We start from the raw sequence: 14,033 nt of genomic DNA, 5'->3' as shown, positions 1-14,033 counted from the left end.
GACAAATGGAACTAGATATCGTTGCGCTATCGCGCTTTCAATTCGCACTGACGGCGCTTTACCACTTCCTGTTCGTGCCGCTGACGCTCGGCCTGTCCGTACTCTTGGCGATCATGGAAACCGTCTATGTCATGACCGGCCGCCAGATCTGGCGGCAGATGACGAAATTCTGGGGCACGCTGTTTGGCATCAATTTCGTGATCGGCGTCGCCACCGGCATCGTCATGGAATTCCAGTTCGGCATGAACTGGAGCTATTACAGCTATTATGTCGGCGACATCTTTGGCGCGCCGCTGGCAATCGAAGGCCTGATGGCCTTCTTTCTCGAGGCGACTTTCGTCGGCCTGTTCTTCTTCGGCTGGGACAAGCTGTCGAAGGTCGGCCATCTCGTCGCCACCTGGGCGGTGGCGCTCGGCTCGAACTTCTCGGCCCTCTGGATCCTCATTGCCAATGGCTGGATGCAGAATCCAGTGGGATCGGCGCTCAATCCGCAGACGATGCGCATGGAAATCACAAGCTTCTTCGACGTGGTCTTCAATCCGGTCGCCCAGGCGAAATTCGTCCATACGGTATCGGCAGGTTATGTCTGCGCCTCGATCTTCGTACTCGGCGTCTCGGCCTGGTATGTGCTCAAGGGCCGGCATATCGAACTTGCCAAGCGCTCGATGACGGTCGCCGCCTCCTTCGGCCTCGCCTCGGCGCTCTCCGTCGTCGTGCTCGGCGACGAGAGCGGTTATCTTGCCACCGAAAACCAGAAGATGAAGCTTGCCGCGATCGAGGGCATGTGGAAGACGGAGCCCGCTCCGGCTGCCTTCACCGCCTTCGGCTTCCCGGATCAGGAAGCGCGCGAGACGCATTTCGCCGTGCACATCCCCTGGGTCATGGGGCTGATCGGCACACGGTCGTTGACAACAGAGATCCCGGGCATCGACAAGCTCGAACAGCAGGCCGAAACTCGCATCCGCGATGGCATCAAAGCTTACGATGCACTGACGCAGATCCGTGCCGCGCCAGCGCAGGATCAGGTGGCGCAGGAGGTGCGTAGTTCCTTCGAGGATCTCGGCCATGATCTCGGTTACGGGCTTCTTTTGAAGCGCTATGTCGACGATCCGCGCCAGGCGACCGACGAGCAGATCGCTCAGGCCGCGCGGGACACGATCCCGCACGTGCCGACGCTCTTCTGGTCCTTCCGTATCATGGTCGGCCTCGGCATGTTCTTCATCCTCTTGACCGCCACCTTCTTCTGGCTGTCGGCGCGCCGCCATCTCGACAAATATCCACTGCTTCTGCGGATTGCCGTGCTGGCGATCCCCCTGCCCTTTGTCGCTATCGAACTCGGCTGGGTCGTCGCCGAATTCGGCCGTCAGCCATGGGTGATCGAAGGCGTGCTGCCGACGGCTGCCGCCGTCTCCAGCCTTGGTGCCGGCACCGTGCTTCTGACTATTATCGGTTTTGGCGCACTTTATACTGTGCTGATCGTCATCGAGATGAGCCTGATGATCAAGGCGATCAAGCAAGGGCCGGAGCCGGACGACGAGCCGGAAGCCGTGCTGATTTCCGAAACCCTCGTCCCGGCCGCGGAGTGACCGCCATGATCCTTCACGAACTCCTCGATTACGACACCCTGCGTCTCATCTGGTGGGTGCTGCTCGGCGTGCTGCTGATCGCCTTTGCGACGACGGGCGGCTTCGATCTCGGCGTCGGCACGCTTCTGCCTTTCGTCGCCCGGACCGATACGGAACGGCGCGTGGCGATCAACACCATCGGCGCCACTTGGGAAGGCAATCAGGTCTGGCTGATCCTCGCCGGCGGCGCCATCTTCGCCGCCTGGCCGCCGCTTTATGCGGTTTCCTTCTCGGGCTTTTATCTGGCGATGTTCGCGATCCTCTTCGCGCTCATCCTACGCCCCGTCGGATTCAAATACCGGTCGAAGCGCGAAAGCGCCAATTGGCGCACCGGCTGGGACTGGGCGCTCTTCATCGGAGGCTTCGTGCCGTCGCTGATCTTCGGCGTTGCTGTCGGCAATGTGCTGCAGGGCGTGCCCTTCCGCTTTGCCGACGACATGCGGATCTTCTACGAAGGCTCGTTCTTTGCTCTGCTCAACCCCTATGCGCTGCTCTGCGGCCTGCTTTCCCTAGCCATGCTGACGATGCATGGCGCAGCTTGGCTGGTACTGAAGGCAAGTGGCCCGGTTGCCGAGCGTGCCAGAGGTTATGGCAGCATCGCCGCCCTTGCCGCCATCGTGCTTTTCGCGCTTGGCGGCCTCTTCCTGTGGATCGGCGTTGGCGGTTACCGCATCACCAGCGATATCAGCACCATCGGGCCTTCCAATCCGCTCTTGAAGACCGTGTCGCTGGAGAAAGGCGCGTGGCTTGCCAATTACAGCGCCCATTCGTGGATGATCGCGGCACCCGTCCTCGGCTTTGCGGGCGCGGCTCTGGCCTTCATTGCCATGCGGGCAAGGCGCGAGGTAATGACGCTGCTCTTCAGCAAGGTGGCGATCTTCGGCATCATCTCGACGGTTGGCCTCTCGATGTTCCCGTTCATCCTGCCCTCCTCGCTCGATCCGCGATCGAGCCTGACGGTCTGGGATGCATCCTCCAGCCATATGACGCTGTTCATAATGCTGGTGGTGTCGGCGATCTTCCTGCCGATCATTTTTGCCTACACGGCCTGGGTCTACAAAGTTCTATGGGGCAAGGTCGACGAGAAATCCGTCACCGACAAAAACAGCCACGCTTACTAAGGGAGACGAAACGATGTGGTATTTTGCATGGATCCTCGGCCTGCCGCTGGCAGCCGCTTTCGCCGTCCTCAACGCCATGTGGTATGAGCTGATGGACGACGCAGCCAGAAAGAGGGCGTCCGAGACGCTGAAGTAGATATGGAAAGGGCGCGGCTTGAACCGCGCCCTTTTCTCTTCATCAGCCTTCCAGCCACTTCACCTCTTCGGGCGTCAGCCGGATGTCGAGCGCGGAAAGACTGTCTTCCAATTCGGCGACGGTGCGCGGCCCGATCAGCGGTATGACGGGGAAGGGCTGGGCGATCACATAGGCAAGCGCGACGTGGATCGGATTGCGGCCGAGCTTGTTGGCCAGTTCGATGGCACGGTCGCGGCGACCGAAATTCCGCTCGGAATACCAGACCCGCACGATCTCTTCATCGTCTCGCTTGTCGCGGCCGGCACGATCGGTAAAGAAGCCGCGGCCCTGGCTCGACCAGGCAAAGTTCGGGATCTGCTTCTCGTTCAGCCATTTCTTCCAATCGTCATCGGACGCGGCGACGCAGCCGGCCCAGATCGGATCGAGCATCTCGGCGAGCGAGAAGTTGTTGGAAAGCGACGCCGGCGCCGCCTTGCCGGTCTTTTCGGCATAGGCGATCGCTTCATCGAAACGCGCCCGCGTCCAGTTCGAACCGCCGAAAATACCACGAATGCGGCCACGCTTGACCTCGGCATCCATGGCATCGACGAATTCGCCGACCGGCACGTCGGTATTGTCGCGATGCATGAAGTAGATATCGACATAGTTGGTCTTCAGTCGGGCGAGCGACTGGTCGAGCTGTTTTGCGATCATATCGGGATAGCAGAGCGGCGAATGCGCGCCTTTGCCAATCAGCACCATCTCTTCGCGCGGCACCTTGCGGCTGGTATGCCAGTCGCCGAAGATCGCTTCCGTCTTGCCGGCCCCGTAGACATAGGCGGTATCGAAGACATTGCCGCCGGCCTCATAGAAGGCGTCGAGCGTCAGCGAGGCGGCGGCGAAGTTCGGGAAGAACTCGAAGCCGAGGGTCACGACCGAGGCCGGCTTGGAAATGCCGGGTATCTGGCGCTGCGGAATGCTGTTGCCCCGCGTCACCGCGCCGCCGGCAATGTTGGCCGTGCGTGTCTCCGCTTTTTCGACGCCATATTCGAGGCCGACAGAGGCGCGCCACTGGTCGAGCACGCGCAGGTTTCCGATCGAATCCGCCCAGCTCATGCCGGGTGAACTGAATTCGGTTCTGCCGGCCCGGATGGCATCACCCGCCGCATCCGCCTCGAAGGAATAGAGCCAATGGTCTTCCCTGACCTCAATTGTCTCCTGCTTGCCGCCTTTGAAGATCTCGATCTTGCCGACGCCACCCTTGTGGCCGGAGGCGAACCAGAAGTCGGCGACTTCGATCCGGCCCTCGGAGCCGATGATGCGCAAGACGTTATCCTGCTGCGCCATGATCGAGCAGGAGACTTCGGCAATGATCTCGTTCGGGAATTTGAGCACGGCGGACGCCCATTCATCGACGCCGCTCTGTCCCAGATGGGCAACGCCCGAAACCTTCTCCGGTTCGAGGAAGGCCCTGCCCTCTGCGGCGCCGGCGATCAGCCGCGCCATCGAGACTGGATAACCGCCGACATCGAGAATGCCGCCGCCGGCAGTATCGTTGGCGAAAAGCCGGTGTTCCGGCTTATAGCTGCCCATGTTGAAGCCGAAGCTCGAGCGGATGATGCGGACAGTGCCGATGACGCCGCTCTTGATGAGTTCGATCAGCTTTTCCGTCTGCGGATGCACGCGGTACATGAAGGCCTCGCCGGCAAAGACGCCGGCCTTCTTGGCTTCGTAATAGACGGCTTCGGCATCATAGGCCGAAAGTGCGATCGGCTTCTCGACGAGGATATGTTTGCCGGCGCGCGCGGCCTTGATCGCCCATTCGGCATGGCCGGTATGGGGCACGGAGATATAGACCGCATCGACCTCCGGGTCGGAAAGCAGCGCCTCATAACCATTGACGATGCGGGCGCCGGGGAAGTTTTCTGCAAGTCCCGGCTTGGACGGATTACGGGTGGCGATTGCCACCAGTTTGCCGGTACGCGAATGGGCGACGCCGTCAGCAAAGGTGCGGGCGATGGTGCCGGGGCCGATGATGCCCCAGCGGATCGGTTGATCGGAAGTCATAGAAACCTCTTTCGTCTTTCTGCCTTGGGATTGTGGTTTAGCGAAGCCGTTTGCCGGCCCTGTCGAAAAGGAACGTGCGGCTGGCGGGAAGGCCGACCATCAGCGTCTCGCGATTGCCGGCGACGCGCGATTCCGGCCGCTCGATGATCAACTGCTCGGACCCGATCGCGGCATAGATATAGCTGGTGTTACCGAGATGTTCGGCGACGTCGATCGCGACGGTGAGATCGGCATCGCCCATACCCGCATCGACGAAATGTTCGGGACGGATGCCAAGCGTCACCTTCGCACCGGCGTCGATCGGATCGGCGACGGGCAGCGGCAGGCGCATGTTGGTGTCGCTTTCCAGCGCGATCACCGCCCTGCCCGGCTGCGTCTCGACCACCACGGCCTTCAGGAAATTCATCTTCGGCGATCCGACGAAGCCGGCGACGAACTGGTTGGCGGGATCGTCGTAGAGATCGAGCGGTGCGCCGATCTGCTCGATATTGCCCGCGCGCAACACGACGATCCGGTCGGCGAGTGTCATCGCCTCCGTCTGGTCGTGGGTGACGTAGATCATCGTCGTGCCGAGTTTCTTGTGCAGCCTGGAAATCTCGACACGCATTTGCACGCGCAGTTCGGCATCGAGGTTTGACAAGGGCTCGTCGAACAGGAACACCTCCGGTTCGCGGACGATGGCGCGGCCGATCGCAACTCGCTGGCGCTGACCGCCGGAAAGCTGCTTCGGCCGCCGCTTCATCAGCTCGGTGATTTGCAGGATCTCGGCGACATGGCTCACGCGCCGCTCGGTATCGGCCTTCGGATTGCCGTTCATCCGCAGGCCGAAGCTCAGGTTTTCTTCGACGGTCAGGTGCGGATAGAGCGCATAGGACTGAAAAACCATGGCGATGCCGCGATCGGCGGGCTCGACGTCATTAACGATCCTGCCACCGATCTGAAGCTCGCCGGAGGTGATGTCCTCGAGACCGGCGATCATCCGCAGCAGCGTGGATTTGCCGCAGCCGGACGGGCCGACGAAGACGACGAATTCGCCGTCCTTCACCTCCAGATTGGCGCCATGGATGATCTCAAAGCCGCCGAAGCGCTTGACGATATTGCTGAGTGAAAGCTCTGCCATGCAGCTCCCCGTTTACTTGATTGCGCCGGCCGCGATGCCGGCGATGAAATGGCGCTGGAGAGCCACGAAGATGACGAGGATCGGCGCCGTTAGCAGCACTGCTCCAGCCATGATGCCGCCCCAGGAGACCTTGGTGAGGCCGATCAGCGTTCCCAATGCCACCGGCGCCGTCATCATTCCCGGTCTGGAATTGATGAGGAGCGGCCAGAGGTAGTTGTTCCACGAGGCGAGGAAGAGGATGATCGCCAAGGCCGCCATGGTCGGGCGCGCCAGCGGCAGGGCGATGCGCAGGAAGATCTGCCATTCCTTGACGCCCTCGACGCGGGCCGCATCGAAAAGCTCACCCGGCATCATCGAGAAGGATTGGCGCATGAACAGCACGCCGAGCGAGTTGAACAGTGGCGGCACGATCAGCGCCACCCAGGTGTTGGCGAGGCGGAATTCGCGCGCCACCATGATGAATTGCGGGATGACCACCACGGAGAAAGGCAGCGTGATCGTACCGATGATGATGGCGATGACGATGGAGCGGCCGACGAAACGGTATCGCGCCAACGCCCAACCTGCCATCGAGGTCAGCATCACCGACAGGAAAGTATAGATGATCGCGACGCCGACGGAAATCACCATGGCGCCGACGAAATCGGTATCGGCCTGCAGGTTCTTGAAATTCTCGATGAAGTTGGTGGATGGCCAGAGCACGATGTCGGGACTGAAGATGCCGTTGTCGGGCATGGTCGAGAAGACGAACATCATCCAAAGTGGAAACAGCCAGATTACCGCAAGCGGCGCCAGTGCGGCGTGCAGCGCGATCCGGCGCATGAGAAGGGATTGCGACCTGGATTTCATTTCGGATCCCTCCCGACCCAGAGATTGAGAAGCGAGATGACCACGGCCAGGGCCGCCATCGTATAGGCGATCGCCGAGGCATAGCCGAAGTTCAACGAGGTAAAGCCCTGGCGGTAGAGCAACAGGCCAAGGGTCTCCGTGCCGCCGCCCGGACCACCGCGATTGGTAATCAGGAAAGGCTCGGTAAAGAGCTGCATGGTGCCGATCACCGAGAGCACCACACAGAAGAGGATGATCGGTTTCAGAAGCGGCAGGGTGATATGAAAGAACTGCTGTACCTTGCTCACCCGGTCGAGCGTCGCTGCCTCGTAGACATCGTCCGGAATCGACTGCAGGCCGGCAAGGATGATGATGGCGTTATAGCCGGCCCAGCGCCATGTGACGGCGAGGATGATCAGCGCCATGGCGGCATTGGCATTGTCGAACCAGGACACCGGGCTGAGGCCGACGGCGGAGATCAGCTTGTTGATGATGCCGAAATCGAGGCTGAACATCAGCCGGAATACCGCTGCATAGGCGACCTCGCCGACGACGACGGGAGCAAAGAAAGCAAAGCGGAAGAGCGGGCGCGCTTTCAAGAGCGGCGAATTGAGCATCACGGCCATGACGGTCGCAAGGCCGATCATGACCGGCACCTGGATCACCAGGATGATCAGCGTGTTATAAAGGGCATTGTAAAAGGCCGGGTCGTAGAACAGCCGCCCCCAATTGGCCTGGAAACTGTATTTCCACGGGTTGATGCGGGTGTTCTGAAAAGAAATCAGGAACGAATTGATGATCGGCCAGACCCAGAAGGTGGCAAAGACCAGCAGATAGGGTGCAAGGAACGCATAGGCGCTCCGGGTTCTGAACGGCATCAAGCCTCCTCCTCACGAACGAATGACCGGGAAACGCCGGGCGCCTGAAACGCCCGGCATCGTCATTCATTGTGCCACTGGAAGCCCGGTCGCCGAAGCGATCTGCTTGGCGGCATCGTCGAGGGCTGCCTTCGCATCGGGATAACCGCCGGCGAAGAATTTCGTCTGCGTTGCCTTGAAGATGGCTTCGGCGTCGCTCTGGAAAGCGGTGCCGCGGCTCGGCACGATCTTCGGCAGCGTCGCCAGGATATCGGCCCAGACTTTCTGACCGCCCCAATAGGGCTGCGGTTCGCTGATAAAGGGGTCCTTTTCAGCCGAAAGCAGCGATGGCACCAGGCCGAATTCCTTCAGCATGGTGATCTGGCCCTCATTCGTGCCGAGGGCGTAGTTGACGAATTTCCAGGCTGCTTCCTTGTTTGCCGAGGTTGCCGAAATGGCGAGCGACGAACCGCCGAGATTGGCCGCATGCGGGCCGTCGGCCGTCAGGCTCGGCATCTTGTAGACGCCCCACTTGCCCTTGAGATCGGGAGAGGTCGAGCGCACTGTGCCCTCATACCAGCCGCCATACAACTGGCTTGCGGCCTTGCCGGCGGTATTGGCCTGGATCTTTTCGTCCCAGTTGGCCGCCGTCAGCGTGCCGGCGTCCTTCATTTCCTTCACCTTCTGAAGCGAGGCGACGCAGGCTGGCTGGTTGATGGTGATATTCTGGCCATCGGTCGAATAATAGCCGCAGCCCTGTTCGTTGGCGAGCATGCGGAACCATTCGCTGTCGCCGTTGAAATCCGCCTGCGCCATGACGACGCCGGGATTGGCGGCGGAAATCTTCTTGCCGGCGGCGATGAAATCGTCCCAGGTGTTGATCGTGCTCGGATCGACGCCCGCCTTTTCGTAGAGATCGCGGCGGTAGAAGACGGCGACAGGACCGGAATCCCAGGGCATGGCATAGGCGACGTCGCCGACCTCAAGCTCGGTACGCTTGAAATCGGGGAATTTCGCCTGGATCTCGGGCGTGTAGCCGAGTTCCTTCAGATTGGCGAAGCAATCCGGGAAACGGCTCCAGAAGATTTCAGCCTCGAAATTTTCGATGCTGACGATGTCAGGCAGGCCGTCGCCGCCGGCTGCACAGGCAGCGAGCGTCTTGTCGAAAACCTGGCTGTTTCCAAGGTCCTCGACGGTGATCTTGATATCGGGGAACTGTTTGTTGAAGCCTGGAAGCGTGGACTTCAATGCCGACGCAGCGACATTCCAGCTCCAGATGGTCAGATTGGCCGACTGCGCGAATGCGGAGCCGGAAGCAAGCAGTGCGACAGCTGCGGTGGCAGCCAGAAGTTTGAAGCGCATTGAAAATCCTCCCTTTTCAATTGCCGTCCTTTCACGAACCCGGTTAAACTAACTGTCAGGGAGCGGCTGTCTCCTAAAAAGGGAATATGAATTTGGCGGAAAGTAAGGTTGGCGTGCGGGCAATCTATCAGCCCGGAGCGAGCAGCATCGAGGGGTCGCCGACGGCGCTGCAAATGTTTCATGCCCACCCGCCGGTGATGGCGATGCCGCACTGGCACGCGCAGGTCGAGGTCAACTACGTGATTCGCGGAAGCGTCCACTATCGCATGAGCGACCACGAATTCCGGCTGAACGCCGGTGAAATGTGTCTCTTCTGGGGTGGGCAGCCGCATCAGATGGACGAATCCTCCGATGATTCGCTCTATGCCGGCGCGCATCTGCCGCTCGTCTATTTCTTCCGGCTGCGCCTGCCGATCAGCATTTCCAGTCGGCTGATGAAGGGCGAGACACTGCTGACTTCGGCAACGGATGCCGCCGACGTCGACAATTTCGCCCGCTGGTTCCGTTATGCCAACTCAGGCAATCCCGCCAAGGCCCAGCATGCCGTCGACGAACTGCTGCTGCGCATCGAGCGTATCGCGCTCGAACCCTATTCGATGACGTCGCAAGCCATCAATCTCGACGGTGATCATCCGCATTCGCATTCTTCGCGCAGCGTCGCCCGCATGTGCGATTTCATCGCCGCCAATTTCCTGCACGACATCGATTCGGTCGATATCGCCCGCGCTGCCGACCTGCATCCGAAATATGCGATGAACCTGTTCAAGCGATCGACGGGTATGACGCTCAGCAAATATGTGACGCTGCTGCGGCTGTCGCGCGCCCAGGCGATGCTGATGAGCGAGGGCGCCAACGTGCTGCAGGTGGCAATGGACAGCGGCTTCGGCTCGATCAGCGCCTTCAATAAATCCTTCCGCCACATCGCCGGCATGTCGCCATCGGACTTCCGCCGCGATATCCGACTGGTGACGACGGTTCCCGCCGGCGCCTTCCGAAACTAGCAGCGCCTAAGGCGGCGGCAGAATGCGCACATTTTCTGTGCAAGTGCATGCACTATGCATTTTCTGTGAGAGATGATGCCAGCGCCCTCTCAATAAAATCAATGATTTATGGTTTGGCACGCACTTTGCTTCGATAGTTGCAGAGTTGGTGGCTAGGGTTCCGGCGTCGCAAGGCGCGGCTGGTCCGAGAGCTGCCACCGGCGGGGGAGACATCCCGTCGGGTGCACGGCGGGATAAAAGCCCGGGAGACCTCGTAAGCCAAGGGATTGGCGGCACGATGGTCATTGCCGATCCCTTTTGAAGAAAAGCAAAGGGGAATTTCAATGCAGACCTTTTCGAAGATCCTATCGATGGCCGCGCTGACGGCCTCCCTGACGCTCGGGCTCAGCTCCATCGCGAAGGCCGAACAGAAGACCGATTTCAAGGTCGCCTGGTCGATCTATGTAGGCTGGATGCCGTGGGGTTACGCGGCCGATCACGGCATCGTCAAGAAATGGGCCGACAAATACGGCATCAAGATCGAGGTCACCCAGTTCAACGACTACGTCGAATCGATGAACCAGTACACCGCCGGCGCCTTCGATGCCGTGACCCTCACCAATATGGACGGCCTGTCGATCCCGGCTGCCGGTGGCGTCGATACGACAGCCGTGATCGTCGGCGACTTCTCGAACGGCAATGATGCCGTCATCCTCAAGGACAAGGCGAGCCTTGCCGACATCAAAGGCCAGAACGTCAATCTCGTAGAATTCTCCGTCTCGCACTATCTGCTGGCCCGCGCGCTCGAAAGCATCAAGATGACCGAGCGCGACGTCAAGGTGGTCAACACCTCCGATGCCGATATGGTCGCTGCCTACAAGACGGCTGACGTAACCGCGGTCGTCACCTGGAACCCGCTGGTCTCGACCATACTCGAGGACCCCACGGCCAAGAAAGTCTTCGACAGCTCGCAGGTGCCAGGCGAGATCATCGATCTGATGGTCGCCAACACCGGCGTGCTGAAGGACAATCCGAATTTCGGCAAGGCGCTCGCCGGCATCTGGTATGAGACCGCAGCGCTCCTGACCGCCGACAGTGCCGACGGCAAGGCTGCGCGCGAGGCGATGGGCCAGGCATCGGGCACCGATCTCAAGGGCTTCGAATCCCAGCTTGCAGCCACCAAGCTGTTTGCCAAGCCGACCGATGCCGTTGCTTTCACCGCCTCGGGCAGCCTGCCGAAGACCATGGATCTCGTCCGCAACTTCCTGTTCGAGAAGGGCCTGCTCGGCAATGGCGCGCCGTCGGCAGACGTCATCGGCATCGAGATGCCTGACGGCAAGGTTCTCGGCGACAGCGGCAACGTCAAGCTGCGCTTCACCGAGACCTACATGAAGGCGGCCGCCGACAGTTCGCTCTGAGCGATGTCCAAGCAGCGGCGCGGCCCTGCCCGCGCCGCCCAACCTTTCATCAGCGGAGCTTTCCCCATGCGCTGGATCAACACGAGGCCGAGCCGGGGCGCACAGCTTGCCTTGACGCTGCTGCCCTTCGTGCTGCTGATCGTTGCCTACACTTTCGGCTCGGCGGCACGGCTGGCGGAAAACACCAACGACAAGCTGCTGCCCGGTCTTGCCGGTTTTGCCGACGCGATCGACCGCCTGGCCTTCATCGCCGATCCGCGCACCGGCCAATACTTGCTGTGGTCCGATACCGGCGCGAGCCTGATCCGGCTGTTTGCCGGCCTCGGCATCTCCACGATCACTGCCCTTGTCATCGGCATGCTGATTGGCATGCTGCCTTATCTCAGGGCGCTGCTCTCCCCTTTTGTCGCCGTCATCTCGATGGTGCCGCCGCTGGCGCTGCTGCCGATCCTCTTTATCGCCATGGGGCTCGGCGAAGCCTCCAAGATCGCGCTGATCGTGATCGGCGTCGCGCCAACGATGATCCGCGACCTTGCGCTGAAGGCGCTGGAACTGCCGCGCGAACAGATCGTCAAGGCGGAAACGCTCGGCGGCTCCTCCTGGCAGATCGGCCTTCGCGTCGTGCTGCCGCAGATCCTGCCCCGGCTGATCACCTGTCTCAGGCTTCAGCTCGGTCCCGCCTGGCTGTTCCTGATCGCGGCCGAGGCGATCTCGTCGGATTCCGGCCTCGGTTACCGCATCTTCCTCGTGCGCCGTTATCTCTCGATGGACATTATCTTTCCCTATGTCGTCTGGATCACGCTGCTCGCCGTGATCATAAATTATGTCCTCGATCGCATCCGCATCGCCGTCTTCCCCTGGTCTGAGCTGGAGAAGCAGGCATGAGCGAACTGGTGATCGAAAAGGTCTGGAAGGAGTATGGCGACCAGATCGTGCTCGAAGACGTGTCGCTGACCGTCGCCTCGCGTTCCTTCGTCGCCCTTGTCGGTCCGTCCGGCTGCGGCAAGACGACGTTTCTGCGCATGCTGCTCGGCCAGGAGCGGCCGACACGGGGCACAATCCGGCTCGACGGTGAAGCGCTGCCGCAGGAGCCGGGGCCGGACCGCGGCGTCGTCTTCCAGCGCTATTCCGTCTTCCCGCATCTGACCGTGCTCGGCAATGTCCTGCTCGGGCGGGAATTCTCCGCTTCCCGTTACAAGGCCAAGGTTTTCGGCGCCGCCCGGCGCAGCGCCGTCGACGAGGCGCGGCGGCTGATTGCCGAAGTCGGCCTTTCCGGCGCCGAGGACAAATATCCGGCGCAGCTTTCCGGCGGCATGCAGCAGCGCCTGGCGCTGGCGCAGGCGCTGATCATGAAGCCGAAAGTGCTGCTGCTCGATGAGCCCTTCGGCGCACTCGATCCCGGCATCCGCGCCGAGATTCACACATTGATGAAGCGCCTCTGGCACGAAACGCAGATGACCGTCGTCATGGTGACGCACGATATGCGCGAGGCCTTCACGCTGGCGACGCGCGTCGTCGCCTTCGAGCGCCGGCGTGACCGCCCGGAGGAGAAGGAGCGCTACGGCGCGACGATCACCAAGGACATTTCGATCTGGCCGCCGAGGCTTGCCGGCACGCCCTCCATCTTCAGCCCCGACCGGGACGGCCCGGTCATTTCTCTGGGCCTTCGCCGGGACGACCCGGCTTCCAGTCCGTCAGGAGAAAAACCATGATGCATGTAAGGCGTTCGCCCGAAGAGATCGCCGCCAACCGGCAGCGTTACGAGGAACATCAGAAGAAGGGGCTGGAATTTGCGCCGAAGGCCCTGCCGGCGCCGAGCCCCCTGCCCGTGTCCACAATCGATGCGGCCGCGATCATCCACCAGGAAACCATCCCCGGCGGCTGGTACTGGTCGACAGCGCTGAAGCGCGGCGAGGCCATCCGCATCGATCAGGGCGAAGGCGGCTCGACCGTGGCGCTCGTTGCCTGGAATGCCGCCGACACCAGCGAAAGACTCAACCTCGTCGATACGGTCAAGGTGCAGTGGACGACGGCGCTCGGCAAGGGTCGCGTCATCTTCTCGGATATGGGCCGGGTGATGTTTTCGCTGATCGAGGACAGTTCCGGCGCCCATGACTGCCTGATGGGCGGATCGACGGCTGCCTCCAACGCCGCCAGATACCCCGGCGTCAAGACCCGCAATACCCGCGACAATCTCGTGCTCATCACCGGAAAACTCGGCCTTGCCAGGCGCGACATTCCGGCGATTCTCAATCTCTTCGCCCCCGTCCGCGTCGACGATGACGGCGGCTTCCACTGGCGCGGCAAGCTTTCCAACAGCGGCGATTATGCCGAGCTGCGCGCCGAGATGGACATGATCGTCGGCTTCTCCAATTGCCCGCATCCGCTCGATCCCGACCCGGTCTATCAGCCGAAGCCGGTGATCGTCACGCGCTTTCGGTCACCTGTGCCCGCAGCCGACGACCTCTCGCGCACGGCGACCGCCGAAGCCTTTCGCGGCTTCGAGAACAACGCATCGATGCTGGCCTGAGGAGGGATGC

The 14,033-nt window shown here is 61.3% G+C and carries 13 protein-coding genes and 1 riboswitch; of the genes, 8 read left to right on the top strand and 5 right to left on the bottom strand.

What is annotated here, in order from left to right:
* Positions 1-5: 5 nt before the first annotated feature.
* From HJB82_RS21125 to cydX, 3 genes are read left to right on the top strand one after another with little or no spacing between them, the layout of a single operon-like run.
* Entirely contained in the window at positions 6-1,586 is a 1,581-nt protein-coding gene (locus tag HJB82_RS21125; RefSeq protein ID WP_207585875.1) for a cytochrome ubiquinol oxidase subunit I, read from the top strand.
* Between the two features lie 5 nt (positions 1,587-1,591).
* Positions 1,592-2,746 (top strand): cytochrome d ubiquinol oxidase subunit II, encoded by a 1,155-nt coding sequence (cydB, locus tag HJB82_RS21120; protein WP_207585874.1) that lies wholly within the window; start codon positions 1,592-1,594, stop codon positions 2,744-2,746.
* Positions 2,747-2,759: 13 nt separating this feature from the next.
* On the top strand, positions 2,760-2,882 hold the full coding sequence (cydX, locus tag HJB82_RS21115; RefSeq protein WP_207585873.1) for a cytochrome bd-I oxidase subunit CydX: 123 nt from the start codon (positions 2,760-2,762) through the stop codon (positions 2,880-2,882).
* A 42-nt stretch (positions 2,883-2,924) separates the two neighbouring features.
* Here the strand turns inward: cydX and HJB82_RS21110 are convergent, their stop codons facing one another.
* From HJB82_RS21110 to HJB82_RS21090, 5 genes are all read right to left on the bottom strand, one after another.
* Entirely contained in the window at positions 2,925-4,928 is a 2,004-nt protein-coding gene (locus tag HJB82_RS21110; protein ID WP_221141320.1) for an aldo/keto reductase, read from the bottom strand.
* Positions 4,929-4,965: 37 nt separating this feature from the next.
* Positions 4,966-6,048, bottom strand: coding sequence for an ABC transporter ATP-binding protein (locus HJB82_RS21105; RefSeq protein WP_221141319.1), 1,083 nt, complete (start codon positions 6,046-6,048; stop codon positions 4,966-4,968).
* 12 nt (positions 6,049-6,060) lie between these two features.
* Positions 6,061-6,897, bottom strand: coding sequence for a carbohydrate ABC transporter permease (locus tag HJB82_RS21100; protein WP_207585870.1), 837 nt, complete (start codon positions 6,895-6,897; stop codon positions 6,061-6,063).
* Entirely contained in the window at positions 6,894-7,754 is an 861-nt protein-coding gene (locus tag HJB82_RS21095; protein ID WP_007637285.1) for a carbohydrate ABC transporter permease, read from the bottom strand. The genes HJB82_RS21100 and HJB82_RS21095 overlap by 4 nt, the downstream gene beginning before the upstream one ends.
* 66 nt (positions 7,755-7,820) lie before the next feature.
* A complete protein-coding gene (locus tag HJB82_RS21090) occupies positions 7,821-9,095 on the bottom strand; it encodes an extracellular solute-binding protein (protein WP_207585869.1) in 1,275 nt (424 codons plus the stop codon).
* Positions 9,096-9,181: 86 nt separating this feature from the next.
* Between HJB82_RS21090 and HJB82_RS21085 the strand changes: the two genes are divergently transcribed.
* From HJB82_RS21085 to HJB82_RS21065, 5 genes are all read left to right on the top strand, one after another.
* The gene (locus HJB82_RS21085) at positions 9,182-10,096 is read left to right on the top strand and encodes a helix-turn-helix domain-containing protein (RefSeq protein ID WP_207585868.1); all 915 of its coding nucleotides are present in this window, start codon (positions 9,182-9,184) and stop codon (positions 10,094-10,096) included.
* A 141-nt stretch (positions 10,097-10,237) separates the two neighbouring features.
* Positions 10,238-10,346: riboswitch (guanidine-I (ykkC/yxkD leader) on the top strand.
* A 73-nt stretch (positions 10,347-10,419) separates the two neighbouring features.
* On the top strand, positions 10,420-11,493 hold the full coding sequence (locus HJB82_RS21080; protein WP_207585867.1) for a putative urea ABC transporter substrate-binding protein: 1,074 nt from the start codon (positions 10,420-10,422) through the stop codon (positions 11,491-11,493).
* Positions 11,494-11,559: 66 nt separating this feature from the next.
* Positions 11,560-12,378, top strand: coding sequence for an ABC transporter permease (locus HJB82_RS21075; RefSeq protein ID WP_207585866.1), 819 nt, complete (start codon positions 11,560-11,562; stop codon positions 12,376-12,378).
* A complete protein-coding gene (locus HJB82_RS21070; protein WP_207585865.1) occupies positions 12,375-13,205 on the top strand; it encodes an ABC transporter ATP-binding protein in 831 nt (276 codons plus the stop codon). Before HJB82_RS21075 ends, HJB82_RS21070 begins: the two co-directional genes overlap by 4 nt.
* On the top strand, positions 13,202-14,023 hold the full coding sequence (locus HJB82_RS21065) for an urea amidolyase associated protein UAAP1 (RefSeq protein WP_221116214.1): 822 nt from the start codon (positions 13,202-13,204) through the stop codon (positions 14,021-14,023). The genes HJB82_RS21070 and HJB82_RS21065 overlap by 4 nt, the downstream gene beginning before the upstream one ends.
* Positions 14,024-14,033 lie beyond the last annotated feature (10 nt).

This window comes from Rhizobium sp. NZLR10 (assembly GCF_019685125.1).
Classification (GTDB): Bacteria; Pseudomonadota; Alphaproteobacteria; order Rhizobiales; family Rhizobiaceae; genus Rhizobium.
Note: the sequence above shows the minus strand (reverse complement) of the source record. Positions and strands in the feature narration are given on the sequence as shown.

What these genes read in the sequence shown, in the direction of transcription:
- HJB82_RS21125 (WP_207585875.1), top strand. Translation starts at nt 6, where the DNA reads ATGGAACTAGATATCGTTGCGCTATCGCGCTTTCAATTCGCACTGACG.
- cydB (WP_207585874.1), top strand. Translation starts at nt 1,592, where the DNA reads ATGATCCTTCACGAACTCCTCGATTACGACACCCTGCGTCTCATCTGG.
- cydX (WP_207585873.1), top strand. Translation starts at nt 2,760, where the DNA reads ATGTGGTATTTTGCATGGATCCTCGGCCTGCCGCTGGCAGCCGCTTTC.
- HJB82_RS21110 (WP_221141320.1), bottom strand. Translation starts at nt 4,928, where the DNA reads ATGACTTCCGATCAACCGATCCGCTGGGGCATCATCGGCCCCGGCACC.
- HJB82_RS21105 (WP_221141319.1), bottom strand. Translation starts at nt 6,048, where the DNA reads ATGGCAGAGCTTTCACTCAGCAATATCGTCAAGCGCTTCGGCGGCTTT.
- HJB82_RS21100 (WP_207585870.1), bottom strand. Translation starts at nt 6,897, where the DNA reads ATGAAATCCAGGTCGCAATCCCTTCTCATGCGCCGGATCGCGCTGCAC.
- HJB82_RS21095 (WP_007637285.1), bottom strand. Translation starts at nt 7,754, where the DNA reads ATGCCGTTCAGAACCCGGAGCGCCTATGCGTTCCTTGCACCCTATCTG.
- HJB82_RS21090 (WP_207585869.1), bottom strand. Translation starts at nt 9,095, where the DNA reads ATGCGCTTCAAACTTCTGGCTGCCACCGCAGCTGTCGCACTGCTTGCT.
- HJB82_RS21085 (WP_207585868.1), top strand. Translation starts at nt 9,182, where the DNA reads ATGAATTTGGCGGAAAGTAAGGTTGGCGTGCGGGCAATCTATCAGCCC.
- HJB82_RS21080 (WP_207585867.1), top strand. Translation starts at nt 10,420, where the DNA reads ATGCAGACCTTTTCGAAGATCCTATCGATGGCCGCGCTGACGGCCTCC.
- HJB82_RS21075 (WP_207585866.1), top strand. Translation starts at nt 11,560, where the DNA reads ATGCGCTGGATCAACACGAGGCCGAGCCGGGGCGCACAGCTTGCCTTG.
- HJB82_RS21070 (WP_207585865.1), top strand. Translation starts at nt 12,375, where the DNA reads ATGAGCGAACTGGTGATCGAAAAGGTCTGGAAGGAGTATGGCGACCAG.
- HJB82_RS21065 (WP_221116214.1), top strand. Translation starts at nt 13,202, where the DNA reads ATGATGCATGTAAGGCGTTCGCCCGAAGAGATCGCCGCCAACCGGCAG.